Source organism: Nocardiopsis gilva YIM 90087, from assembly GCF_002263495.1.
Classification (GTDB): domain Bacteria; phylum Actinomycetota; class Actinomycetes; order Streptosporangiales; family Streptosporangiaceae; genus Nocardiopsis_C; species Nocardiopsis_C gilva.
On sequence record NZ_CP022753.1, the window covers coordinates 1,900,786 to 1,924,819 of the forward strand.

The 24,034-nt window shown below is 70.6% G+C and carries 20 protein-coding genes; 12 read left to right on the forward strand and 8 right to left on the reverse strand.

The window, feature by feature from the left end; genetic code table 11:
* The first annotated feature begins 97 nt into the window (after nucleotides 1–97).
* Together pyrH and frr are read left to right on the forward strand one after the other, a co-directional pair.
* Entirely contained in the window at nucleotides 98–823 is a 726-nt protein-coding gene (gene pyrH / locus CDO52_RS08960; protein ID WP_017617464.1) for a UMP kinase, read from the forward strand.
* Nucleotides 824–892: 69 nt separating this feature from the next.
* On the forward strand, nucleotides 893–1,450 hold the full coding sequence (gene frr, locus CDO52_RS08965) for a ribosome recycling factor (protein ID WP_017617465.1): 558 nt from the start codon (nucleotides 893–895) through the stop codon (nucleotides 1,448–1,450).
* Between the two features lie 10 nt (nucleotides 1,451–1,460).
* Here frr and CDO52_RS27340 read toward each other — a convergent pair whose 3' ends face one another.
* A complete protein-coding gene (locus CDO52_RS27340; protein ID WP_157745500.1) occupies nucleotides 1,461–1,712 on the reverse strand; it encodes a hypothetical protein in 252 nt (83 codons plus the stop codon).
* Between CDO52_RS27340 and CDO52_RS08970 the strand changes: the two genes are divergently transcribed.
* A complete protein-coding gene (locus CDO52_RS08970) occupies nucleotides 1,711–2,574 on the forward strand; it encodes a phosphatidate cytidylyltransferase (protein ID WP_017617466.1) in 864 nt (287 codons plus the stop codon). The genes CDO52_RS27340 and CDO52_RS08970 overlap by 2 nt on opposite strands.
* Before the next feature lie 73 nt (nucleotides 2,575–2,647).
* On the opposite strand, the gene CDO52_RS08975 is transcribed toward CDO52_RS08970, so the two are convergent.
* Nucleotides 2,648–3,877: an MFS transporter gene (locus CDO52_RS08975; protein WP_017617467.1), complete on the reverse strand. Its 1,230-nt coding sequence runs from the start codon at nucleotides 3,875–3,877 to the stop codon at nucleotides 2,648–2,650.
* A gap of 142 nt (nucleotides 3,878–4,019) precedes the next feature.
* Here CDO52_RS08975 and CDO52_RS08980 point away from each other — a divergent pair, with 142 nt between their 5' ends.
* A complete protein-coding gene (locus CDO52_RS08980; protein WP_017617468.1) occupies nucleotides 4,020–4,466 on the forward strand; it encodes a cupin domain-containing protein in 447 nt (148 codons plus the stop codon).
* An 834-nt stretch (nucleotides 4,467–5,300) separates the two neighbouring features.
* Here the strand turns inward: CDO52_RS08980 and CDO52_RS08985 are convergent.
* On the reverse strand, nucleotides 5,301–6,386 hold the full coding sequence (locus CDO52_RS08985; RefSeq protein ID WP_017617469.1) for a suppressor of fused domain protein: 1,086 nt from the start codon (nucleotides 6,384–6,386) through the stop codon (nucleotides 5,301–5,303).
* A 186-nt stretch (nucleotides 6,387–6,572) separates the two neighbouring features.
* Here CDO52_RS08985 and rlmN point away from each other — a divergent pair, with 186 nt between their 5' ends.
* Both rlmN and CDO52_RS08995 read left to right on the forward strand, forming a co-directional pair.
* On the forward strand, nucleotides 6,573–7,673 hold the full coding sequence (gene rlmN / locus CDO52_RS08990) for a 23S rRNA (adenine(2503)-C(2))-methyltransferase RlmN (protein ID WP_017617470.1): 1,101 nt from the start codon (nucleotides 6,573–6,575) through the stop codon (nucleotides 7,671–7,673).
* A 50-nt stretch (nucleotides 7,674–7,723) separates the two neighbouring features.
* Nucleotides 7,724–8,197, forward strand: a complete 474-nt coding sequence (locus CDO52_RS08995; protein WP_017617471.1) for a VTT domain-containing protein — start codon at nucleotides 7,724–7,726, stop codon at nucleotides 8,195–8,197.
* Between the two features lie 124 nt (nucleotides 8,198–8,321).
* Here CDO52_RS08995 and CDO52_RS09000 read toward each other — a convergent pair whose 3' ends face one another.
* Both CDO52_RS09000 and CDO52_RS09005 read right to left on the reverse strand, forming a co-directional pair.
* Nucleotides 8,322–8,837 (reverse strand): Lrp/AsnC family transcriptional regulator, encoded by a 516-nt coding sequence (locus tag CDO52_RS09000; RefSeq protein WP_017617472.1) that lies wholly within the window; start codon nucleotides 8,835–8,837, stop codon nucleotides 8,322–8,324.
* 111 nt (nucleotides 8,838–8,948) lie between these two features.
* On the reverse strand, nucleotides 8,949–10,565 hold the full coding sequence (locus tag CDO52_RS09005) for a PucR family transcriptional regulator (RefSeq protein ID WP_094932310.1): 1,617 nt from the start codon (nucleotides 10,563–10,565) through the stop codon (nucleotides 8,949–8,951).
* A gap of 241 nt (nucleotides 10,566–10,806) precedes the next feature.
* Here CDO52_RS09005 and CDO52_RS09010 point away from each other — a divergent pair, with 241 nt between their 5' ends.
* Complete coding sequence (locus CDO52_RS09010; protein WP_026125555.1) at nucleotides 10,807–12,105, forward strand: aspartate aminotransferase family protein; 1,299 nt, start codon at nucleotides 10,807–10,809, stop codon at nucleotides 12,103–12,105.
* A 61-nt stretch (nucleotides 12,106–12,166) separates the two neighbouring features.
* The gene (locus tag CDO52_RS09015; RefSeq protein ID WP_094932311.1) at nucleotides 12,167–13,666 is read left to right on the forward strand and encodes a CoA-acylating methylmalonate-semialdehyde dehydrogenase; all 1,500 of its coding nucleotides are present in this window, start codon (nucleotides 12,167–12,169) and stop codon (nucleotides 13,664–13,666) included.
* A gap of 391 nt (nucleotides 13,667–14,057) precedes the next feature.
* On the opposite strand, the gene CDO52_RS28645 is transcribed toward CDO52_RS09015, so the two are convergent.
* From CDO52_RS28645 to gabT, 3 genes are all read right to left on the reverse strand, one after another.
* Nucleotides 14,058–14,306: a hypothetical protein gene (locus tag CDO52_RS28645; protein ID WP_083919738.1), complete on the reverse strand. Its 249-nt coding sequence runs from the start codon at nucleotides 14,304–14,306 to the stop codon at nucleotides 14,058–14,060.
* Nucleotides 14,307–14,523: 217 nt separating this feature from the next.
* The gene (locus CDO52_RS09025; RefSeq protein ID WP_017617475.1) at nucleotides 14,524–15,324 is read right to left on the reverse strand and encodes a carbon-nitrogen hydrolase family protein; all 801 of its coding nucleotides are present in this window, start codon (nucleotides 15,322–15,324) and stop codon (nucleotides 14,524–14,526) included.
* 160 nt (nucleotides 15,325–15,484) lie between these two features.
* Complete coding sequence (gabT, locus tag CDO52_RS09030) at nucleotides 15,485–16,825, reverse strand: 4-aminobutyrate--2-oxoglutarate transaminase (protein ID WP_094932312.1); 1,341 nt, start codon at nucleotides 16,823–16,825, stop codon at nucleotides 15,485–15,487.
* A 121-nt stretch (nucleotides 16,826–16,946) separates the two neighbouring features.
* Here gabT and CDO52_RS09035 point away from each other — a divergent pair, with 121 nt between their 5' ends.
* From CDO52_RS09035 to CDO52_RS09050, 4 genes are all read left to right on the forward strand, one after another.
* Nucleotides 16,947–18,413: a PucR family transcriptional regulator gene (locus CDO52_RS09035; RefSeq protein WP_017617477.1), complete on the forward strand. Its 1,467-nt coding sequence runs from the start codon at nucleotides 16,947–16,949 to the stop codon at nucleotides 18,411–18,413.
* Between the two features lie 629 nt (nucleotides 18,414–19,042).
* Nucleotides 19,043–19,507: a hypothetical protein gene (locus CDO52_RS09040; protein ID WP_152471523.1), complete on the forward strand. Its 465-nt coding sequence runs from the start codon at nucleotides 19,043–19,045 to the stop codon at nucleotides 19,505–19,507.
* 310 nt (nucleotides 19,508–19,817) lie between these two features.
* Complete coding sequence (locus tag CDO52_RS09045; RefSeq protein ID WP_094932313.1) at nucleotides 19,818–22,943, forward strand: DEAD/DEAH box helicase; 3,126 nt, start codon at nucleotides 19,818–19,820, stop codon at nucleotides 22,941–22,943.
* A gap of 200 nt (nucleotides 22,944–23,143) precedes the next feature.
* Entirely contained in the window at nucleotides 23,144–24,025 is an 882-nt protein-coding gene (locus CDO52_RS09050) for an Fpg/Nei family DNA glycosylase (RefSeq protein WP_017617481.1), read from the forward strand.
* The last annotated feature ends 9 nt before the right edge of the window (nucleotides 24,026–24,034 follow it).

Here is a 24,034-nt window from a genome sequence, read left to right on the forward strand (position 1 = left end):
GGAGGGGACCCCGCGCCGCAAACCGCTCGGGGGAACCAGAAGGAGGCCGATCGCCGTGCCGGAGAACGAAGGTCATAGCAGCACGAAGGACCCGGATATGCACGACACGGGCTGGAAGCGCGTGGTGCTGAAACTGTCGGGAGAGGCCTTCGCCGGCGGTAGCGAGCTGGGCATCGATCCCAGCATCGTGCAGTTCGTGGCGGAGGCCGTGGCGGAGGCCGCGTCCGAGGGCATCCAGGTCGCCATAGTGGTCGGTGGCGGCAACTACATCCGCGGCGCCGAACTGTCCGAGGGCGGGATGGAGCGCGGGCGCGCCGACTACATGGGCATGCTCGGCACCGTCATCAACTGCCTGGCCCTGCAGGACTTCCTGGAGCGCCTGGGCGTCGAGACGCGCGTGCAGACGGCGATCCACATGAGCCAGGTCGCCGAGCCCTACATCCCGCGCCGCGCGGTGCGCCACCTTGAGAAGGGCCGCGTCGTCATCTTCGGCGCCGGTCTCGGTGCGCCGTTCTTCTCCACCGACACCACCGCTGCGCAGCGCGCGCTGGAGATCGGTGCGCACGCTGTTCTCAAGGGCACGCAGGTCGACGGTGTCTACGACTCCGACCCGCACCGCAACCCGAACGCGGTGAAGTTCGACCGCCTCGACTACAACGAAGTGCTCACCCGAGGCCTGAAGGTCATGGACGCCACCGCGGTGAGCCAGTGCATGGACAACGGTCTGCCGATCGTCGTCTTCGACCTCATGGGGCAGGGCAACATCGTCCGCGCCGTGCGCGGGGAGAAGATCGGCACCATCGTGTGTCCGGCCGACAGCTGATCCAGTGATCCAGCGCTGATTCAGCGCAGACCTCGAATCGACGGACCACAGCGACACACGGGAGCCGCAATGATCGAAGAGACACTCCTCGAGGCAGAGGAGAAAATGGAAAAGGCGGTCGTGGTCGCCAAGGAGGATTTCGCCGCGATCCGCACGGGCCGTCCCGGCCCCGCGACGTTCAACAAGATCACGGTGGACTACTACGGCGCCCAGACCCCCGTCAACCAGCTCGCGTCGTTCTCCGTCCCCGAAGCGCGCATGGTGGTCGTCTCGCCGTTCGACAAGACCTCGATGCAGGCCATCGAGAAGGCCATTCGCGACAGTGACCTCGGCGTGAACCCCGCCAACGACGGCAACATCATCCGTGTGGTCTTCCCGGAGCTGTCCGAGGAGCGCCGCAAGGAGTACATCAAGGTGGTCCGCGGCAAGGCTGAGGACGGCAAGGTCTCGATCCGCAACGTGCGTCGGCACGCCAAGGACGCGCTGGACAAGGCCGTCAAGGGCGGCGAGATCGGCGAGGACGAGGGCCACCGTGCGCAGGACGAGCTGGACGAGCTCACCCAGAAGTACACGGGTGAGATCGACGAGCTGCTGAAGCACAAGGAAACCGAACTGCTCGAGGTCTAGGGTCCGTGTCCTACTCTGAGCCCGGTTCGGATTCCACCGACGACAATGGGCGGGCCGCCGCTGGCCCGCCCGCTGACTCTGTCGACTCCGCGGACGCACCGGTGACGCCGTCCTCCAACGGCACAGCGTCCGCCGCCGCCAACGGGTCCGGGTCGGACAATGGCTCGGCCGCCGTCAGCGGTCCTCCGGCGGGCGGCTCCACATCGGCCGGCGGCCCCGCACCATCGGCGGAGAACAGGAACGGTTCAGGCGCATCGGGCATGAACGGCACGAGCAACGGAAAGCCCCGCAAGGGGCTGCGCAAGCCCGGCGGTGACCCGATCCGAACCGGCCGCAACCTCCCGCTCGCCACCGTGAGCGGGATCGCCCTCGGCGCGCTCGTCCTGCTGTCGATCTACCCCTTCCCCGCGGCGTTCGTCGCGATCACCTCGGCGGCCGTCCTCATCGGCCTGCGCGAGCTGAAGCGCGCGGTCGCGGAGAAAGGCGTGTCCCTGGCGGTGGCCCCGCTCCTCGCGGGCGGGATCGCGATGCAGCCGGCGGCGTACTTCGGCGGCCCGGGCTGGCTGGCGGGCACGACCGCGGTCACCGCGATCGCGGCCCTGTCCTGGCGGCTGCGCGGGGGTGCGGACGGGTACGTGCGGGACGCGGCGGGCAGCCTCTTCGTGCTGCTGTACCTGCCGTTCCTGCTGGCCACGTGGCAACTGCTGATCTCGACCCCCGGTGACGGCCAAGAGCGGCTGATCGCCTTCATCCTCGTGACGATCAGCAGCGACATCGGCGGCTACTTCGCCGGTATCACCACCGGCCGACACAAGATGGCGCCGAACATCAGCCCCAACAAGACCTGGGAGGGCTTCGTCGGGTCGGTCCTCGCCTGCATGCTGGCCGGTGCCCTCACGGTCTCCCTGATGCTGGACGGCCCCGTCTGGGCCGGGGTGGTGCTCGGCGTCGCGGTGGTCCTGGCCGCGACCGTGGGTGACCTGATCGAGTCGCTCATCAAGCGCGACCTCGGCATCAAGGACATGGGCCGCTTCATGCCGGGCCACGGCGGCCTGATGGACCGCCTGGACTCCCTCCTCCTCGGAGGCGCAGTGTCCTGGGTGGTCCTGACCCTCCTGGTCTAGCCGCGAGACGAATCGGCACCTTCAAGCGGTAGCAGCTGGGGCGGGGCGCGGATCGCGCTCCGCCCCACGCGTGTCACACCCTGGTCAGTCCGCGAACACTCCTGCTGCCCAGCGCACCGCCCGTCGCCAGGACGGTGAGTACTGCCATCCCCACCAGCGTCGCCTCAAGTCCCACGACCGTGGCGATCGGTCCGACCGCGACCTCGCCGAGCGGCATCGCGATGAACGACCCGAGCGCGTCGTAGGAGTAGACACGCGAGAGCTTGTCCGGTGGAATGTTCTGCTGCATCGAGACTTCCCACGCCACGCCGAACTGCTCCATCGCGACCCCGGCCACGAACATCGAGGCGAACAGGAACGGGATCCCCGTCCCCGTCCCGAGCACCGTCAGCGGCAGCGCGTCGAGGGCCGCGAGGGCCACACCGAAGACCAGTGCCCGCCGCGGCTGCCACCGGGCGGCCAGCACCCCGCCCAGGAGCATGCCGATGCTGTTCGTCGCGAGCACCAGCCCCCAGACCGTGCGGCCGAACGAGGCGTCGGCGACCGCCGGACCGAGCACCGCCACCGTTCCCGACCACGTGGCGTTGACGACCATGAACTGCAGTACGACGACCCACACCCAGGGCCGAGCGACCACCTCGCCCCACCCCTCGCGCAGATCCCGCAGCACGTCGGCGCGCTCCTCAGCGCGACCGGCCGCAGGCGGCAGCCGAAGGAGGAGAAAGCAGAGCGCGGCCAGGACGAAGACCAGGGCGTTGACGGCGAGTGCCCACCCGGGACCGAACAGATCCGCCATGCCCGCCGCCGCGGACATCCCGACGAACATGCCGATGTGCACCCCGATCCGCACCAGCGCGTTGGCCGGACGCAGCAGCGCAGGGGGCACCGTCTGCGGGGTCAGCGCGGCCGCGGCGGGCAGGTTCGCGGCCGCCGCAGCTCCATTGACCAGGCTCAGCACGATCATCACCGGGAGCGACGCGAACCCGAGCAGCACACTCGCCGCGAGCATCCCCTGCGACAGAGCCGCAAGCGCACACCCGCCGCGCAGGATGAGATCCCGCGGAAACCGGTCGGCGAGCACCCCGCCGAACAGCAGCAGCGCCACATTCGCCAATGACCGGGCACCCACGACCAACCCGAGATACACCAGCGATCCGGTGACCTGAAGCACGGCGAACGCGAGCGCGACGGTCGCGACGCCGTTGCCGAAGTACATCAGAGCACGCCCAGCGGCCAACGCCCGAAACGCGGGATGCCGCAGCGGCGCCGTGATGGAGATCCGTTCGTCGGGAAGGAGGTTCATTCCCCTCCCGCCATGGCGGTCGACTCATATGGGGGAGATGAGGGCACGGCTACGAAGCATGCGCGAGGCCGCATTCGAGAGTCAACGGATTTTCTCGTCGCCGACGACGGAGCGATTCGGTCGGCTGCTACCTTCCGGACACATGGACGACACCGTTTATGTGGGGAATGCGGGCGAGGACGCGGCACTGGACCGAGGATGGCTGCTCGGCCACTTCAAGAACGTCGCCGACCCGCGCCACAGCGACGCCGTCGAGATCAAGTGGGGTGTCCACGCGCAGGGCGACGAGCGGGCGCAGTGGGTGACCGGCGAGGAGCGTACGGCCCTGCTCGTCCTCATCAGCGGGCGCTTCCGGGTGGAACTGCCAGAGCGCAGTGTTCTGCTGTCCCAGCAGGGGGACTACGTCGTATGGGGTAGGGGCATCGACCATTCTTGGTTTGCGGAGGAAGACTCTGTCGTACTGACCGTTCGCTGGCCATCGGTTCCCGGCTACAAGGTGAGCGGTGATACCGCGCGGCTTGTCCCGCTTTCCCTCGATGATCACGGTAATCCCTCGGACAGTCGGACAGAGTCAGCGGCATACCCGTGATCGCCGCCTGCGGGGGCGGGGGGAGGGGTCTGCTGTGCGGCCTTGTCGGCGGTTGTCTTCCCGGTGTTCTGTGGGGAAAGCGGCACCGAGGGCGGTGGGGGCCGGGCGCGCCGGTCGCGTCGGGGATGCGGCCGGGCGGGGCGGCGGCCCGCAATGCCGTGCACCTCCCAGGGGAGCGGCGGGGGCAGCGACGGCGGAGAGGGTGGGGCGCCTCCTATCGGCTCCCGGGCGGGCCATGCGGGCTGCCGGGTGCCGGGTATGCCTTGTTTGCCACAAGTTCCCAGCGATGATCATGGGAATCCTGTCGAAAATCGGCCGGAAATCGACAGAATTCCCGTGATCATCGCCCGAGGGTCCTGCGATGAGGCGGCAAGGCGGGAAGAGGTGAGTGCTTTGTCCTGTTTGTCATGGTCAGCGCTGGGTAGATCCGTTGATCTCGGGGATATCGACCGAATAGTTGCCAATATTCGGTCGATATCCCCGAGATCAACGGAGGTGCGGACAAAACGGGCACACAGAGAGCGCTTTCCCGCCCCCGGGCACCGCCGGATCCGGTAGCCGACAGGGGCGCCCCCCGGCGCTATCGGCCGTCGCTGCCGCTTTTCCCCAGCCCGCCCCTACCGGGAGGATTCATGGCCAGCGGACCGCCGCCGCGCCCCCGGCCCAGCCCCCACCCCCATGAGAACCGGCGCCCCCAGCCCCCTCCGACCTCGGCGCTGCTTGTGGAGGCTCGACCGAGGTGGTGCGTTGGGAGCGAGCCGCCGACGCGAATCCAGCTCCGGCACATCGGAGAGAAGTGGGAAAGAAAAAGGCCCGTCCAGGCCTATATCGCCGCTACCCCAGCACCCAGCTGCGTCCTTCCGCCGCGAGTTTGTCGATGAGGGTGGCGGCGTCGTGTTCCTTGGCGAAGAGGTGTTCGGGGCGGGTGATGGGGACGATCCAGAGCCAGTGGACCGGGTCGCCGTGGAAGGTGAGGCCCGAGGTGTTGGGTGGGAGGTGGCCTTCCGGGGCCGACAGTGGGGTCGGGTCGGCGATGAGGAGGACGGCGGTGTTGGTGCCGCGGACGGCGCGGTCTTCGAGGTTGTCCAGCCACTTGACGCTGTGGCCGGTGCCGAACCAGGTGACGGCGCGCCAGGGGAAGGCGCCGATCCAGCGGAAGATGCGGGCGGCCTCGTGGGCGGGGCGGGTGGTGGCCAAGGCCAGTTCGATGCGGGCGTAGGGGGAGGTGTCGGCCATGTAGCGGTCGAGTGTGGGCATTCTCTGGCCGCACATGCCGACCGTGCTGAGGATCGTGAAGGGCCGGTTCCCTTCGGGAGGGCGTTCGGAGACGCGGATCAGGGGGGCATGGCCGTCGGAGACGTCCCAGTAGTGGCCGGCCGTGCCCACGCATCTGTTGAGGTGGTTGAACACGGCGCGCTGGACGCTGCGCCAGGCGCCGGGGACCGCTCTCCAGTCCCAGTAGGCCTCGGCGTGGACCACGCGTGGCCACAGCCGGTCCGCCTCCGGGTCGAGTGCCCAGGCATACGGGCTGCGGCCGATCGCCTCGCGGGCGTAGCCGGGAAGGCCGCTGTCGGCCTCGGCCCATCCGGGGATGACCGCGAGGAGGCCGTCGTTGTCGAGCAGCGCCAGCCCGTCGCCCTCCTCGAACCACACCACGCGCAGCTGTTCGGGGTCGAAGCGGGCGTGGCCCTGGGGGTGTTTGGTGTGCGCGGCGGGCATCAGCGGGGCCTGCCCCTCGTACAGGCCGCTGGGGTCGCTGGTCTCCGGGGCCATCTCGTGGTTAGCGAGCCACACCGGCACGCGGATCCGGTCACGGGCGTCGAGCAGGTAGGCCGCCGTGGTCCGGGAGTCGCACTCGACGATGACGCGGCGGCTGCGGTACGGGCTGAACTGGTCCAGCAGGATGTGCGTTCCGCTCAACTGACCTCCCGACCTCAGCCACCGTCACCGCCGCCACCGCACGACAGTGTCCACGCGTCGCATAGCATGAACCGTAATGCCCTGACGGGCGGTGCCGCATCTCAGAGGCCCCAAATGGCCGCCGAATCGCGGACCATGCGGCCACCCCGCCCGAACCCTGTCGCCCAAGATCCTTCTAGGACCTGCATGCCTGCCGAGCTCACCTTCGTCGCCCCGCGCCGTGCCAAGCCGCCGCGGCACCTCGCCGACCTCAGCCCGGAGGAGCGCCGCACCGCCGTCACCAAGCTCGGAGAGAAGCCCTTCCGCGCCAAGCAGCTGGCCCAGCACTACTTCGGCCACCTGGAATCGGACACCTCGGCGATGACCGATCTCCCCGCCGAATCCCGCGAACGACTCGGTGAGGCGCTGCTGCCGAAGCTGCTCACACCGGTCAAGCACATCACCTGCGACAACGGCATGACCCGCAAGACGCTGTGGCGCGCCTTCGACGGTGTCCTCTTCGAGTCGGTGCTGATGCGCTACCCCGACCGCGTCACGCTGTGCGTGTCCTCCCAGGCCGGCTGCGGCATGAACTGCCCGTTCTGCGCGACGGGACAGAACGGCCTCACCCGTAACCTGTCTACTGGCGAGATCGTCGACCAGATCGTGTCCGTCGCGCGCGACCTGGAGCGCGGCGAGGTTGCGGGCGGCCCGGGACGCATCAGCAACATCGTCTTCATGGGCATGGGCGAGCCGCTGGCCAACTACCGCCGGGTGCTCGAATCCGTGCGCCGCATCACCGACCCGGTCCCCGGTGGGCTCGGCATCTCGCAGCGCGGCGTCACCGTCTCCACTGTCGGCCTGGTCCCGGCCGTCGAGAAGCTGACCGCAGAGCGCATGCAGGTGCGCCTGGCCATCTCGCTGCACGCTCCCGATGACGAGCTGCGCGATGAACTCGTGCCGGTCAACAACCGGTGGAAGGTCTCGGAGGTGCTCGACTCCGCCTGGAAGTACGCCGCGACGACCGGCCGCCGGGTGTCGATCGAGTACGCGCTCATCCGCGACATCAACGATCAGGCCTGGCGCGCCGATCTGCTGGGCCGTCTGCTCAAGGGCAAGCTGGTGCACGTCAACCTGATCCCGCTGAACCCGACCCCCGGGTCGAAGTGGACCGCGTCGCGCCCTGAGGACGAGCACGAGTTCGTCCGCCGTTTGGAGTCACACGGCGTCTCGGTCACCATCCGCGACACCCGCGGACAGGAGATCGACGGGGCCTGCGGCCAGCTCGCCGCCGCCGCCGAGAACTAGGCGGCGACGATCCGCCGCGCCCGCCAGACCGCTCCTGAGGAAGGCCGGACGTGACCGAGACCGCTCTGGCCTTCGGCTTCGGCCTGGTCTCGGCGCTGCTGCCGTTCCTCAACGTGGAGCTGTACCTGCTGGGCGCGGCCACGCTGATGGGCGATGGCGCGCTGTTCGCGATGGCGGTGGCGGCCGGGCTCGGCCAGACGCTCGGCAAGATCGTCTACTACTACCTCGGCAAGGGCGTGCTCGACATCCCCTGGCTGAAGCGGCGATCGGAGACCCCGAGCCGCTGGAGCGCGCGGATGGCCCAGTGGCGGACCAAGGCCGAGGGGCGTCCCTGGTGGGCGGCGGGCCTCCTGGGCGTCAGCTCCTTCTCCAGCATTCCGCCCTTCATGGTCATCGCGGTGTTGGCGGGAACCGTGCGCATGCCGCTGTGGTCGTTCGTCGTCGTCACCATGGTGACGCGGACGGTGCGTTTCCTGCTGCTCGTCTACGCGCCGGGCACGGTCATGGCGTTCCTGCCCGGCTGACGGGCCCAGTGCCCGCCGGGGCCTACCGCGTCCCCCAGGCGTAGGTTTGCTTGCGCAGCTTCAGATAGAGCGGTACTAGCCCAGGGGGGCGACCCCCTTCGACCCCCGGCGGCGCGGGCGGGGCCTACCGCGTCCCCCAGGCGTAGGTTTGCTTGCGCAGCTTCAAATAGAGGAAGCTCTCCGTCCCCGTGACGCTGGGCACCGCACGGATCTGGGTGAGGACTTCCAGCAGCTGCTCGTCGTCCGCGGCCACGACCTCCACCAGGAGGTCGAAGGAGCCCGCGGTGATCACCACGTATTCCACGCCCGCTACCTCGGCGAGCTCGTCAGCGGCCTCGTTGAGGTCGCCGTTGCACTTGACGCCGATCATGGCCTGGCGGCTGAAGCCCAGCATCATCGGATCGGTGACGCCCACGACCTGGACCACCCCGGTCTCCAGCAGGCGCTGCACGCGCTGGCGCACCGCCGCCTCCGAGAGGCCGACGGCCTTGCCGATGGCCGCGTACGAGCGGCGCCCGTCCTCCTGCAGCTGCTCGATGATGCGCTTGGCGGTGTCGTCGAGCGCGGGACCGGAGTTGTTCTTCCGGCCCGACGGCTGGGGGTCGCCCTTGTCGGTCACGTGCTCCTCCGAGCTGTGCATGAGGTATTCGTTATGGATAGTTCTTGCGGGTGTGAAGCAAGGAATTGGTTGAATCGGCCGCAGCTGGCGACGGAATCAATGCTAGGTGCAGTATTCCATGTCGTCCGTCGGCTACTGCGAGAGGCGGTCGCGGACCGAGTCCAACGACAGGAGGGCGACGTGGAGGGACAGGCAGGTCTCCACCGACTCCAGGTCGGCGTCCAGGACGTGGGAGATTCTGCGCAGCCGCTCGTAGAACGCCGGTCGGGAGAGGTGGGCGCGTGACGCCGCCAGCGCCTTGTTCCGCCCCGCCGCCAGGTAGTGGCGGAGCATATCGGTCAGGTCGCTGGAGTGGCGGTCGTCGTACGCCAGCAGCTGGCCCAGCTCGCGCTCGACGTAGGTCTGCAGCCGCTCGTCGTCGCGGAAGAGGTGGAGCAGTCCGCGCAGGTGCAGGTCGGGGAGGCGGTAGAAGGGCCGCTGGTCGGCCTGGTGGACCGCGACGTCCCCCACCTGGCGCGCCTCCAGGAAGGAGCGGCGCACGTCGCGGATGTCCTCGGTGCCCGAGCCGACCGCGAGGACGCTCGCGCTTCCGACGCGGTCGCGGATCCGGTCGGCCAGCCGGTGCAGCCACGAGTCCAGGTCGTCCTGGGGCGCGAGCGCGAGCAGGATGCCCACGCGCAGGTCGTCGAGTGAACCGACGAGAGCGGGCAGTCGCAGTTCGCGGCAGGCACGCGCGGCCCCTTCGGCGGTGTCGGCGAGCCGGGCCTGCGCCGCCAGGCCGGTTCCGCCCTCTCGGAGGCGCAGGACCAGACCGATGAGGTGGCGACCGGCCAGCGGCACCCCCACGGCGCGGGCACGGACCAGGGCCTCCTCCGGGTCGGAGTAGGAGCGGTCCACGATGCCGGCGATGATGGTGCGGTGCGTCTGGCGCTCCAGGCTCTCCTGGTGGCGCTCCAGGAGGCGGCCCAGCGCCAGCGTGGTCGCCGCCCGCTCCACGAGCATGGTCTGCCGCGGCGCCGGGGAGGCGCCGCAGACGAGGATCAGGCGCCCCCAGTCCTGGCCGCGCGCGCCCACCATGGTGACCAGCCATCCGGTGGCCGGGTCGTGCACGGTCCGCTGGCCGCCGCGCACCGCCCGCGAGCGGCTCTCCCAGGAGGCGAGGACGGTGGCCGGGTCCTCGCCGTTGAGGTCGCAGGCGAGCACCTGGTGGGCGAGGTTCTCCAGCACGACCGGGCAGCCGGACAGATGCGCCACCTCCCGGAGCACATGCGCGGGACGCGCGCCCTCGACCGACAGCTGGGTGAAGACCTCGTGCAGCCGCTCGGACTCGCGCAGCTCCTCCAGCTGCTCGTTGACCACCCGGATGTGCACGGCCTCGGTGATCTCGACGAACCGCGTCTCGCGCTCCAGCGAGACGATCGGGATGCCCGTCTCGGTGGCGGCGTCCAGCAGCGCCTTGGGCAGATCGGTCTCGGAGGGGTACTTGCGGCCCAGCTCGACGGCGATGCCGCTCACCCCGACGGCGGCCAGGTCCTCGACATAGCGCCGCAGCTCCTCGGGGGAGTCGGGCATCGCGATGCCGGTGGTGAGCACGAGCTCACCACCGCGCAGCAGGTGGGCGAGGTCGGTGACCTCGGCGATATGCACCCATCGCACCTGCGTGTCCAGGTGCTTGGCACCGGCCACGACCTTGGGGCGGGCGCGCTGGAGCGCGGGCAGGCGGAGCACGTCGGCAAGGGTGGGCAGCACGGCATCAGTCTAGATCGGCACGTCAGGGCGGCCACGCGACGCTTTACAGGGTGATGCCGCGTCATGCGGCGCATGGCCGCGAATGCGGGCCGCGATGCCCCGATTCATGGTCATTCGTCACAGGACCCGGGTGGTTCTTCACTCTGCGTCAGTGGCGAATTGACAGCGTGTCAGATCCCCCCACGCGAAATCAACAGTGTGACGCTGGTCAATCCAGGGCACGGAGCGTGAGACTGAGGTCATGTCGGAACTTCTCGCTCGTCACCGCGCTGTCATGCCGTCCTGGCTGTCCCTCTACTACGAGACGCCCATCGAGATCACCAGCGGCTCGGGGTCCCGCGTCACCGACGCCGAAGGCCGCACCTACCTGGACTTCTTCTGCGGAATCGTGACCAACATGCTCGGCTACGACATCGCCGAGGTCCGCGAGGCCGTGGAGCGCCAGATCGCCACGGGTGTCGTGCACACTTCCACCCTCTACCTGCTGCGCGGCCAGGTCGAGCTGGCCGAGAAGATCGCCCGCCTCTCCGGTATCCCCGACGCGAAGGTGTTCTTCACCAACTCCGGTACGGAGGCGAACGAGACCGCACTGTTGCTCGCCACCTGCGCCCGCGGCACCGACCAGGTGCTCGCGCTGCGCAACAGCTACCACGGCCGGTCGTACGGCACCGTCGCCGTCACCGGCAACCGGGGCTGGAAGAACTCCTCGCTCTCCCCGCTCAACGTGCACTACCTGCACGGCACCGACCAGGCCGCCCCCGCGTTCCGCGGGATGTCGGACGCCGAGTACATCGACGCCTGCGTCGCCGACCTGCGCGATGTCCTCGTCACCGCCACCGCCCCCGATGTCGCCTGCATGATCGCCGAACCGATCCAGGGCGTCGGGGGGTTCGCCATGGCCCCTGAGGGGCTGCTCGCCGCGTACAAGGAGGTTCTGGACGAGCACGGCATCCTGTTCATCGCCGACGAGGTCCAGACCGGGTGGGGCCGCACCGGCTCCAGCTTCTTCGGCATCGGCAACCACGGGGTGACCCCCGACGTCATGACGTTCGCCAAGGGTCTGGGCAACGGGTTCGCGGTCGGCGGCGTGGTGGCGCGCGGCGACCTGATGGACGGGCTCACGGCCAAGGGGGTCGCCACCTTCGGCGGCAACCCCGTATCCATGGCGGCGGCCAACGCCACCCTCGACTACGTCCTCGACCACGACCTGCAGGGCAACGCCGCTCGCAGGGGCGCGCTCATCATGGAGGGGCTGCGCCCGCTCACCGACCTGTCCAGCGTCGCCGATGTGCGCGGCAAGGGCCTGATGTTCGCCATCGAGATGGTCGACCCGGTCAGCGGCGCGCCCGCTCCCGCGCTGGCCGGCGCCGTGCTGGAGGGCGCCCGCGAGCGCGGCCTGCTCGTCGGGCAGGGCGGGGTGCACAACAACGTCCTGCGCATGGCGCCGCCGCTGACGCTGAACGAGGAGGACGCCCGCGAAGGGCGGGACATCCTCATCGACACCGTCACCGCGGTGGACACCAAGGTGCGCAGCGCCTGAGCGCCCGCCCTTCCCCGGTCCCCATCCCAGCAGCCAGCAGACAAGAAAAGGTCGTCTTGAGATGAGTAAGCACGTCACGCACTGGATCGACGGCAAGCCGTTCGCCGGAACCGCCGAGCGACGCGGCGACATCTACAACCCGGCCACCGGCGAGGTCGCCGGGACGGTCGACTTCGCCGGGGCCGCCGAGGTCGACGCCGCCGTGGCGGCCGCCCGCGCCGCGTTTCCCGCCTGGCGCGACACCTCGGTGACCAAGCGCGCCGCGGTGCTCTTCCGGTTCCGCGAGCTTCTGCACGCCAATCGAGAGAAGTTGGCCCGGACGATCAGCGCCGAACACGGCAAGGTGGTCTCCGACGCCTTCGGTGAGGTCTCCCGCGGTCTGGAGGTCGTGGAGTTCGCCTGCGGCATTCCGCACCTGCTCAAGGGCGGCTACTCGGAGAACGTCTCGACCAAGGTCGACGCGTACTCGATCCTGCAGCCGCTGGGCGTCGTCGCGGGGATCACCCCGTTCAACTTCCCGGCCATGGTGCCGATGTGGATGTTCCCCATCGCCATCGCCTGCGGCAACACCTTCGTGCTCAAGCCCAGTGAGAAGGACCCGTCGGCGGCGGTGCTGCTCGCCGAGCTGTGGGCCGAGGCGGGCCTGCCCGAGGGCGTGTTCAACGTGGTGCACGGAGACAAGGCCGCGGTGGACGGGATTCTGGAGCACGACGACGTCAAGGCGGTCAGCTTCGTCGGCTCCACCCCCATCGCCCGCTACATCTACGAGACCGCCGCCCGCCACGGCAAGCGGGTGCAGGCGCTGGGCGGCGCCAAGAACCACATGGTGGTGCTGCCCGACGCCGACCTCGACCTCGCGGCGGACGCCGCCGTCTCGGCCGGATTCGGCTCGGCGGGGGAGCGGTGCATGGCGATCTCGGCCGTGGTCGCCGTCGAGAGCATCGCCGACGACCTGGTGGAGCGCGTCAAGGATCGGGTGGCCCGGTTGCGGGTGGGACCCGGCGACGACGAGCGCAGTGAGATGGGGCCGCTGGTGACCGGTCCGCACCGCGACAAGGTGGCCTCCTACCTGGAGTCGGGGGTGCGCGAGGGGGCGACGCTGGCGATCGACGGCCGGGTCCACCCCGTGCTCAGCGGTGAGAACGGCGGGTTCTGGCTCGGTCCGTCGCTGCTCGACCACGTCACGCCGGAGATGGGCTGCTACCGCGACGAGATCTTCGGCCCGGTGCTGAGCCTGCTGCGGGCGCCCACCTATGACGCTGCACTGGATCTGGTCAATGCCAATCCATACGGGAACGGCACGGCGATCTTCACCAACGACGGCGGCGCCGCGCGGCGCTTCCAGAACGAGGTCGAGGTGGGGATGGTCGGGATCAACGTGCCCATCCCAGTGCCGATGGCGTTCTACTCCTTCGGCGGGTGGAAGTCGTCGCTGTTCGGGGATTCGCACGCGCACGGTACCGAGGGCGTGCACTTCTACACGCGGACCAAGGCCGTCACCGCGCGCTGGCTCGACCCCAGTCACGGCGGGGTGAATCTGGGTTTCCCCACCAACGGTTGATCACCGCCCGACCCGCAATGCGGGTTATTCGCCATCGAAATGGCGCGTTCACGGACCGCAGAGCGCGTTAGGGAGTAAGGTGGGCACCGGTTCGTCACCCCGCGACACCGCTGGCCGGTGCCGTGGGCTGGCGCTCATGAGCCGATCAGGGAAGACGTACTCATTTCCCCTCCTCCCCCCATGGAAGCGGGTGCGTCGGCCGAGGCGCTCCGGGTCCTGTCTCCCCCTGGACCCGGAGCGTCCTCGCCCCGATATTTCGGTTATCGGTGGGGTGGCCTTGCGGTCACCTGGGTTTCCCCGCTTTCGGCCCGTGGCTCCGAACGTTTTTGACCCCCTTGAAAAGGGCGTGACCCTCACGTTCGGTGCTGTAAAGGCCGCTGCGGACCGTTCGTCAGTGGATCGCCAGTGCGTGCTCCATCGAACGGGCCGTGTGCGCCTCGACGATTCCGGCGCACTCCTCGCATCCGTAGACTTCGTGACCCTCGGGCAGTTCGCCCAGTGGATTTCGGGGTCGTGGCCACTTCACATGGCAGATCGCACAGGCTTCCCCCATGATCTGTGCGGTGCTCAGCGACCCTGGATCGAAGATGTACCTCTCGGTTGTGGCTGTGTCTGCATTCGCTGCGTCCGATGGGCGCATGATGCTCAGACCGCTCAACGTCCTTGCTCCCCCCGTGGTTGAGGACAGTCTGGCGGGCCTCTCGATTCGGGCTCTTATTGAACCAGAAACGCTCTGCGATCGGAATAGCTCGGTCCGATTTTCGTGACTATGAGCTTACCGAGAATAACTCTCGGTAGCAATAGCGGTAATGACCTGACCAAGAGCGTCATAGAACGCGTAAATTGTCCGCTATGCCCTATCGCCTCGGAGCGACGGTGAAACGCCGCAGCCGGAGAGCCGGGTTTTTGGCGCGGACTTCTGCCACCCGCTCTTCTGTGATCCGGCCAACCGCTATCGCGGTCTGTTCACCCAACGCGACGATCGGGGTCCCCATGGGATCGATGATCATGCTGTTGCCCGCGCCCGTGGGAGCGTTCTGCCCGGCGGCCGCCACGTACATGGTGTTCTCGATGGCGCGCGCCCGGGCGAGGGTGACCCAGTGGTCCTCCTTCAACGGCCCCGGGACCCAGTCCGCCGCGAGCAGCAGCACGTCGGCCCCCGCGTCGGCGATCCGTCGGGTGACCTCGGGGAAGCGCAGGTCATAGCAGGTCTGCAGGCCGAAGGTGAGGCCGTCGACGGCGAACGTCTCGGGCTCGTCGATCTCCCCGGGCTCCACGACCTCCGACTCGGTCATCCCGAACGCGTCGTACAGGTGCAGCTTGCGGTAGGTCGCGGAGATCATTCCGTCGGGTGCCACGGCCACCAGCGCGTTGCGGAACCGCTCGGCGTCCGGCCGGCCCTCCAGCACACCGGCCACGACGTGCACGCCGTGGCGTTCGGCGAGCTCGGCCAGGCCGGAGGCGAACGGGCCGTCGAGCGGCTCGGCCGCCGCGACGAACCGGCGGTCGATCCGGGGCGCGGTGAACATCGCGTACTCCGGGAGCAGCACCACCCGGGCCCCCTGCTCCGCGGCCTCGGCCACCATCCCGCCAACCGTAGCGAGGTTCTCCTTCTTGTCCTCTCCGGGGGCGAATTGCCCCACGGCGACGTGCACCATGCTCCAGCTCCCTCACACATCGGCGGGCCGCACCGGTGGGCCCTGTCGGCTCCGTCCCATCGTGGCAAAACGGTGGGGTGCCCGCAGCCGCTGCGGACACCCCACCGCTGTCAGGGAAGGACGAGAGAGAAAAGTGGAGACGAGATGAGGGAAGCGGCCGCTACAGCCGGGCGAACGCCTCCTCCAGGATGGACAGCCCCTCGTCGAGCAGGTCGTCGCCGATCACCAGCGGCGGAAGCATCCGGATGACGTTGCCGTAGGTGCCCGCGGTCAGCAGCACCAGCCCCTGGGAGTGGCAGTAGCGCATGACCTCGGCGACGGCGTCGGTCGCCGGGCTCAGGTCCCCGCCGCCCTTCACCAGCTCGATCGCGATCATGGCGCCGCGCCCGCGCACGTCGCCGATGATGTCGTGCTTGTCGGCCAGCGCGCGCAGCCGCTCCAGCATCGTCGCGCCGATGGCGCGCGCCCGTCCGGCGAGGTCCGCCGACTCGATGGCCTCCAGGGCGGCCAGTGCGGCGGCGCAGGCCGCCGGGTTGCCGCCGTACGTGCCGCCCAGTCCACCGGCGTGCACGGCGTCCATCAGGTCGGCCCGCCCGGTCACCGCGGCCAGCGGGAGGCCGCCGGCGATGCCCTTGGCCGTCGTGATCAGGTCCGGCACGACACCCTCGTGCTCGCAGGCGAACATCTGCCCGGTGCGGGCGAACCCGGTCTGCACCTCGTCGGCGATGAAGACGATGCCGTTGGCCCGGCAGAACTCCGCCAGCTCGGGCAGGAAGCCCGGGCCGGGCTCGATGAAGCCGCCCTCACCCTGAATCGGCTCGATGAGCACCGCGGCCACGTTCTGCGCGCCGATCTGCTTGGTGATCTGGTCGACGGCCTGCTGGGCCGCCTCGGGCCCGCAGTTCTCCGGGCCGGTCGGCCACCGGAACGGGTAGGCCATCGGCATCCGGTACACCTCGCCCGCGAACGGGCCGAACCCCTGCTTGTAGGGCATGTTCTTGGCGGTCAGCGCCATGGTGAGGTTGGTCCGGCCGTGGTAGGCGTGGTCGAACACGACCACCGCCTGCCGCCCGGTGGCGCTGCGCGCGATCTTCACCGCGTTCTCCACCGCCTCGGCGCCGGAGTTGAGCAGGATGGACCGCTTCTCGTGGTCGCCGGGGGTGACGCGGTTGAGCGCCTCGCACACCTCCACATAGCCCTCGTAGGGGTTGACCATGAAGCAGGTGTGGGTGAAGCGCGACAGCTGCTCGGTCGCCCGCTCCACCACCCGCGGGTCGGCGTTGCCCACGTTGGTCACGGCGATGCCGGAGCCGAAGTCGATGAGGGCGTTGCCGTCGATGTCCTCGACGATCCCGCCGCCCGCCCGCTGTACGTAGACGGGCAGGACACTGCCCACCCCCTGGGCCACCGCCTGCTGGCGGCGCTCCTGCAGTGCGCGCGATTTCGGTCCGGGGATCTCGGTGACGATCCGGCGGGCCTGGGCGATCTCCGTCGTGGCCATGGGCAGTCCTCCCTCAAGTACGCGAGTCGGCTCGACCCTACGGTGCGCGGACCGGTCCGGTTATCTCCGCAGTGGATAAGATCAGGGGAGTTCTTGGCCAATGTGGTAATCGGGGGTTTCCGTGCCGCCCACACTCGGCGCCCTGCTGCGCACGCCCCGCCTGCAGCTGCGGCTGCTCGCCGGGGACGACCGGCTCGACCGCGAGGTGCGCTGGGTCGCCGTCAGCGAGCTCACCGACCCCACCCCCTACCTGGAGGGCGGCGAGCTCGTCCTCACCACCGGCGTGCGCTGGGCCGCGGGCGCCGACGCCACCCGCGACTACGTGCGGCGGCTGGTCCGACGCGAGGTCACTGGCCTGGGCTTCGGTAGCGGCGTGGCGCACGACGACGTCCCCGCCGACCTCGTGGACGCCGCCCGCGAACTCGGCCTCCCGCTCGTCGAGGTGCCCCGGCCGACCCCGTTCATCGCCGTCGGCAAGGAGGTCTCCCGGCTGCTGGCCAAGGAGTCCTACGAGGGCCTGAGTCGCGCGTTCGCCGCTCAGCGCAGGCTCACCCAGGCGGCTCTGCGCGGCGCCGAGGCCATCGTCGACCGCCTCGCCGGGGAGGTCGGCGACTGGCTGCTGCTGCTCGCCCCCGACGGCACGCCCCGGCACGCCGTCCCCGCCGCGGCCGCGGAGCGCGCTCTGGAGCTGGCGGGGGAGGTGCGCCGCCTGCGGCAGGCCCGGCAGCGCGCCGGTGCGTCGGTGGCGTCCGGCGGGGAGACCGCCTCGGTGCAGCCGCTGGGCGTGGGCGGCCGGATCCAGGGCTTCCTCGTCGTCGGGGGCGCCCAGCGCCTCGGAGCCGATGAGCGGACCCTGGTCAACGCGGCGGCGTCACTGCTCTCCCTGGAACTGGAGCGCACCGCCCCCGGGCGAGGTGAGGGGCTGCGCGGCGGCCTGCTGGAGGCCCTGCTCGACGGGGCGATCGAGGTGGATCGCGCGGCATCGGCGCGATTGCTCGCGGCTCTTCCCACCGAACCTGTGGTCGTGGCGCTCGCCGCGGCGGCTCCCGGGGAGGGCGTGTTGCGCGACCCGGCCCTGGACGGCTGCCTTGTGGCGGAACTCGACGACCGACTCGTGGTGCTGGCCACCGAGGACACCGATCCGGGCGGCGCCGTGGCCCGGCTGACCGGCGCGCCCGTCGGCGTGGGTGGACCGGTCGGCTACCGCGACCTTCCCATGGCGCGCGTCCAGGCCGAGCGGGCACTGCAGGCGGCGCAGCGCGACGGTCGGCCGGTGGTGCGCGCGGCCGACCTGCCCGGCGGGTTCCTCGGCCTGGTCGACACCCCGGCCGGGACCCGGCTGGCCCACGACCTGCTGGCCCCGCTGCTGTCCCATCGCTCCGCCGACGATCTTATGCGGTCGCTGCGCGCCTACCTGGCCGCCGCCGGCCGCTGGGACGCCGCGTCGGAGGAGCTGGGGATCCACCGGCACACGCTGCGCTACCGGATCACCCGGATCCGGGAACTGCTCCCCGGGGACCTCGACGACCCCGATTACCGCGCCGAGCTGTGGATGGCCCTGCGCACGCTGGAGCCGGACCGAGTCTGAGACGGTCGGCGAGCGCCGCCTGGCCCGCCCCCGCATCGTGGAATTCCGCTCCCGTCGGGCGGAGAAACCAGGCGTCGGGATAGCGCGATTGCGATCAATGACGAAGTGGAAAGCAATGTCTGCGCATTTTATCGCTTCGGCTTACTGATCGTTTCCGTCACGCCCCGTTCGCCCGGTTCACCGGCCGGTCCCGAGGGAGCCGTGGCCACCGGGGAATATGTGCGAGGCCGGTCGTGGGGGCGCCTCTGGCATCGCTTATTCCTGATCTCTCGCCCATCCGCCGCGGGCGCCCGAAGGGCGCGGCAAGCGCGGTAGGGCAGGCTCTACCGCGCCTTCAGCGGGTCCGGTGCTGCGGTGGATCCCGACATTCGTGCTCCCAGGTCGACAACAGGATGTCCGGGCGGAGAACCAAGGAATCGTATGGTTCGTTCACCAATAAATCTCCGAGAAACGATGCGAAAGCGGGTCGTGTCGCAATACGCTCACAATCCCCTGAAGCTATCCATGCGCTCCGGGTGGCACTGCGGAACCCGGTCGCGGATGGAGACGTCTGGAGGTACGCCATGTTCGCGTTCGATGATCAGTTACGCGAAATCCTGGCAATACCCGGCGTATGCGGTGCGGCTTTGGTGGATTATCGAAACGACCACGTCGTCGCCGCCATCGGCCCGGATCCTGCGGAAGAGCGTGAACAGGCCCGCTGGTCGGCCAGAGCCGTCGGCCAGGTCGTGGGCGACCGCCTCTTCCGCGCGCGGCACGCGTGCGGCAAGGGGTCGCTGGACGACCTCGTCATCACCCGGGGCAACACCCGGTTGCTGGTGGCGGCGGTGCGCGCCGGACCGGGGGCGCAGCTGTGCGTCCAGGTCAGGATGGACCGCCGGGACGGAAACCTCGCCTTCGCCCGCAGACGGTTGCGCGGGGTGCTGCGCCCGACCGCGCACACCCGGCCCTCGCCCACCCCCGAGCCGCCACACGCCCCGTTGCCGCCCCGGCCCCGCCATCCCGAGCGTCCCGCGTCGGGAACCACGCTGGTCGCCGGCCGCCCCGACACCGCCACCCTGTACCGCGTCCTGGAGGCGCTCAAGCAACTCTGAGCACCGCTGTCGCACAGCGTGACCGCAGCCTCGCGCCTGGTGGTGCTGATGGCCCCAAGCTCCGGCTCCACCGCCGTCACCTGGACTTTTTTCTCCGTTCTCGCTGTGCACCCATCGGCGATGCCGCACAATGGGGGCCATTGGCCGGATGTGATCCGCTGGTCACCTCCCGCTCGGCCGGTTCAGTCCGCGATACACCATGGGGTGCGACGTGTCGGTCCCTTCTCCCGACTCATCCGTTCGGGACCGCCGCAGAGGCGGCCCGGCGCGTGAGGAACACAGTCCACGGTCGGCAGAGTCCAACGGCGATGTGACCGTCCTGATCGTGCCGCCCGCGACCACGTCCCGACCGTCGGTCCCCACCCCCGCCCCGCAGCCCGAACCCCACCCCGGCCACCACCGCACCACCGACGGCCGCGTCCGCGCGCTCCTCGACTACTACCGCGCCTGCGTCCACCGAGAGGCCGTCCTCGACCACCTCATCGAACTCGGCGGTGCCGACACCCCGAGCGCGTCCAGCGGCCACCACTGCCTGCCCGCCGGGACCGAGACACTGTTCAGCGGAGCAGGTGAGGACCTGCTTGTTCCGCCCGAGGCCAACGGCGTGTTACGGGCGGCCCGGCGCGAGGGCCGCCCCCTGCGCTACGGCTACCCGGTCGTCCTCCTCGCCCCCGACCCGGCCGCCGACGCCGCGGACGAGGGGCCCGGCGACGTCATCGACTCCCGCTGGCGCGCCGCCCCACTGCTCGTCACCGACGTCGAGGTCGTCCCCGACACCGAGGAACCCCGGGTCCGCGCCGTCTCCGAGCCCGACGTCAACCCCGCGCTGCTCCGCCGGGCCGGCATCACCGACCCCGAGGAGCTCGCCGCCCTGCGCGCCGTCCTCCGCCAGGGCGCCTCCGAGGGCGACCGCCCGCACGACGGCGTCGTCCTGGACCTGGAGGCCAAGGTCCGTACCCTGCTCACGCGCCTCGACATCGACCGGGTCGACGACATCGTCCCGCGCGCGATCCGCGGCACCCTGCCGCACCTGTACCCCCGTGCGGGAGCGCACAACGTCGCGGTGCTGTTCCGCTCCGGTCCGGCCGAACACGCCGCGCCCAACGACGAACGTCCGGGGACGATCACCGGGCTGCTCGCCGACCTCGACCCCGGGCACCGCGACGGTCCCCGGCCGGGACAGGCCGACGGCACCGCGCTCGAAGCCCTGCTGGAGGGCGAGGGCGGAGCGGGATCGCCGCACACGGCGCCGCCGGGGCGGCCGGCACGGGGCTCCGAGGCCACACGCGAGGAGGCCGTCCTGCCCGTCGCCGACGGCCGCCTCACCGAGGCGCAGTACGCGATCCTGCGCTCGGCGATGCGCGAACGCCTCACGGCGGTCGCCGCACCGCCCGGGACCGGACTGGCCGACCTCATCGACGCCGCCGTGCGCACCGCCGTGGTCGCCGACCAGAGCGTGCTCGTCGCCTCCGCGGAGGAACCCCTGCTGGACCGGATCGTGCGCCGGGCCGGGGAGGCCCCCGGCCACCTGGTTCTGCGCACCGGCCACCCCGACCACCGGAGCAGAGAGATCCGCACCCTGGAACGGCTGGTCGAACAGCCGACGTCACCCCCCGATCTCACCCCGCACAACGGCAGCCTGCGGGACGACTGGTCCCGGGTCGACAGCGCGTGGAAGTCCATCGACGCGATCGCGCACAACGGGCACTCTCTCGCGCGCTTGGCCGAGGAGCGCGGTGAGATGATCGGCCACGGGTGGGACCCTGATGCGCTCTTCACCCCCGAACACGGCGACCCGGGCTACTGGCTGCGGCGCGCCGAACGGGCCCGGGGCGGCGGGTTCGTCGCGCTCGCGCACCGGTCGGCCATCCGCCGCGAACTCGGCGTGGAGCCCACACCGGAGAACCTGCAACGGCTGTGCCGGGTAGCGCGGATCGAACTCGACTGGCGCACCGCCCTCGACCGCCGCCGCCGAACCCCGATGCTGGCCGGTCTGCTGGCCGACCTCGAAGCGGCGCAGGCCTGCCACCGCCTCTCCGGCGACTCCTGCCTGCGCGGTGTCGTCTCCCGGCGGGCCGGCCGGGGCCGACAGGCGCTGCTCAACCGCCTGGAGACCCTCAACTGGCACCACACCACCGGCTGGCCCGGCTTCGCCCACCTGCTCACCGTCGTCCCCGCCTGGGCGGTCGGCGTCCGCGCGGCACGCGCCCTGCCGCCGCAGGCCGGACTGTTCGACCTGGTCGTCGTGGCCGGGGCGGAGCACTGCCGGATGGCCGAGGTGCTGCCGCTGCTCTACCGCGCCAAGCGGGCGCTGGTCATCGGCGACCCCGCCCAGCCCGCCCCGCCCACCCTGCTCGAACCGGCGGAGGAGCAGCGGTTGCGCGGCGCCGCCGGTCCCACCTGGCTCGACCGGCGTCCCGAGCTTGGCTACGCCGGATACTCCGCCTACGAGGCATGCGCCGCGGCGACCTCCGCCTCCCGGAACCAGCACCACTGGCTCGACGAGCACGACCGCTCCCACCCGACCATCGCCGCCCTGGCCTCCCGCCACTGCTACGGCGGCCGGATCGCGGTGACCACCGAGCCCGCGAACCTCCCGACACCGGTGCGGACGGCGCCGGAGGACCGGGCGACGAACGGGCATCACCCGGCGCCGCCGTCGCGCGGGGCCGACCGCGGCGGCCGGGCCGTGGAATGGCGGCACTTCTCCGGGGACTGCGAGCCCGTCCCCGGCGCGTCCGGCATCAACCGCGAGGAGGCCTACCGGGTCGCCGTCGTCCTCCAGGAGCTCGACGGCGCGCTGCCCGAGGATGCCGTGATCGGGGTCATCGCCCCTTTCCAGCCGCAGTGGGCGCTCCTGCGCAGACTCGTGCGGCGGCAGGGCTTCGGCCGGCAGATCAGAGTGGGCGGCGTCGAGGAGTTCCGGGGCGAGGAGAACGGTGCCGTGGACGTCATGGTGGTCTCGCCGACGGTGGCCACCGACGCCCCCGCGCGGCTCGTCGACCGCGCCGTGCGTTCCCAGGCGTGGGCCACCGCGCTCACCCGCACGGTGTCGCGGTTGATCGTCGTCGGCGACCGCTCGTTCTGGTCCGGCACCGACAGCCCCCTGCGCGACCTGTGCCCCTTCGCCGACACCGTCGAGGAGGAGAGCACGGCACTGCGCAACCTGCGTTCCGCCCTGCAAGCGCGAGGCGCCCCGGTCACGCAGCGCCCCTCGTTCCATGGACACCAGGCCGACCTGTGCGTCGACACCGGCCGGGGGCCGGTCCTGGTCCTGCTCGACCACGCCCGCAGCGGCCTGGAACTGCGCCGCCTGTTGGCCCACGGCGAGCTGCTGACGCGGCTCAGCGGCCACCCCGCCGTGTGCGTCCCCGCCTGGCGCTGCCTGCACGACCCGCCCTCGGTGGTCAACGAGATCCTGCACGGCGGCGACTGAGACGCCGCCCCACGCTGTTCCGCTTCCCCGCGGTGATCACGGGAATTCTGTCGATTTTCGGCCCTTGGTCTCTGGTGTCCGTTGCGGCGGCCCGATGACGGCGGAGTGTCCGACCGCTTGGCCGAGGGTGGACGGCCCGGCGGATAGAGTGCGGTTCGGCCGCCCGGGGCGCGGCCGGACGATGACGCGGGAGGAGCGACGTGCCCGAGGGCCACACACTGCACCGGCTTGCCGGCCACTTCACCAAGCACTACGGGGGGTCCCGCGTCCGGGTGAGCAGCCCGCAGGGGCGGTTCGCCGACGGGGCGCGGCGGATCGACGGCCGTACCCTCCTCGGTGCCGAAGCCCACGGCAAGCAGCTCTTCTGCGGGTTCGACTCCGGCGAGTGGCTCCGCGTGCACCTCGGCATCTACGGGGCCTGGACGTTCGGCGACGCCGATGGCGAGCGCTACCTGGGCGCGCCGCGCGCGGAGAACGGCGAGCGGCGCGAGCTGGAGCGCGACGGCGACGGGTTCGTCGTCGCGCCGCCCCCGGTGGGCGCCGTTCGGGTGCGCGTCGTGAACTCCTCGGGCTGGGCCGACCTACGCGGGCCGACCGCCTGCGAGGTCATCGGCGAGGAGGAGAAGCAGGCGATCCAGGCCAAGCTGGGGCCGGACCCGCTGCGCGCCGACGCCGATCCAGAGCGGGCGTGGCGGGTGATCAGCCGGTCGCGCACGACGATCGCCGCGCTGCTGATGCGTCAGGACGTCATCGCCGGGGTGGGCAACATCTACCGGGCCGAGTCGCTGTTCCGGGCCGGGATCGATCCCTACCGCGCGGGCCGCGACCTCACCCGGGGGGAGTGGGACTCCCTGTGGGCCGACCTCTGCGGGCTGCTCGCCGACGGTGTGCGGGACGGCTACATCATCACCACCCGGCCCGAGCACCGCCCCGACCCCGAGGTTCGTCCCGTGCCCCGTCCGGACACGCTCTACGTGTGCTACCGCACCGGCGATCCGTGCCGGGTCTGTTCCTCGCCCATCAGCGGTGCGGAACTGGCCGGCCGGAACCTCTACTGGTGTCCGGGGTGCCAGACCCGGTGACCGCCCTCG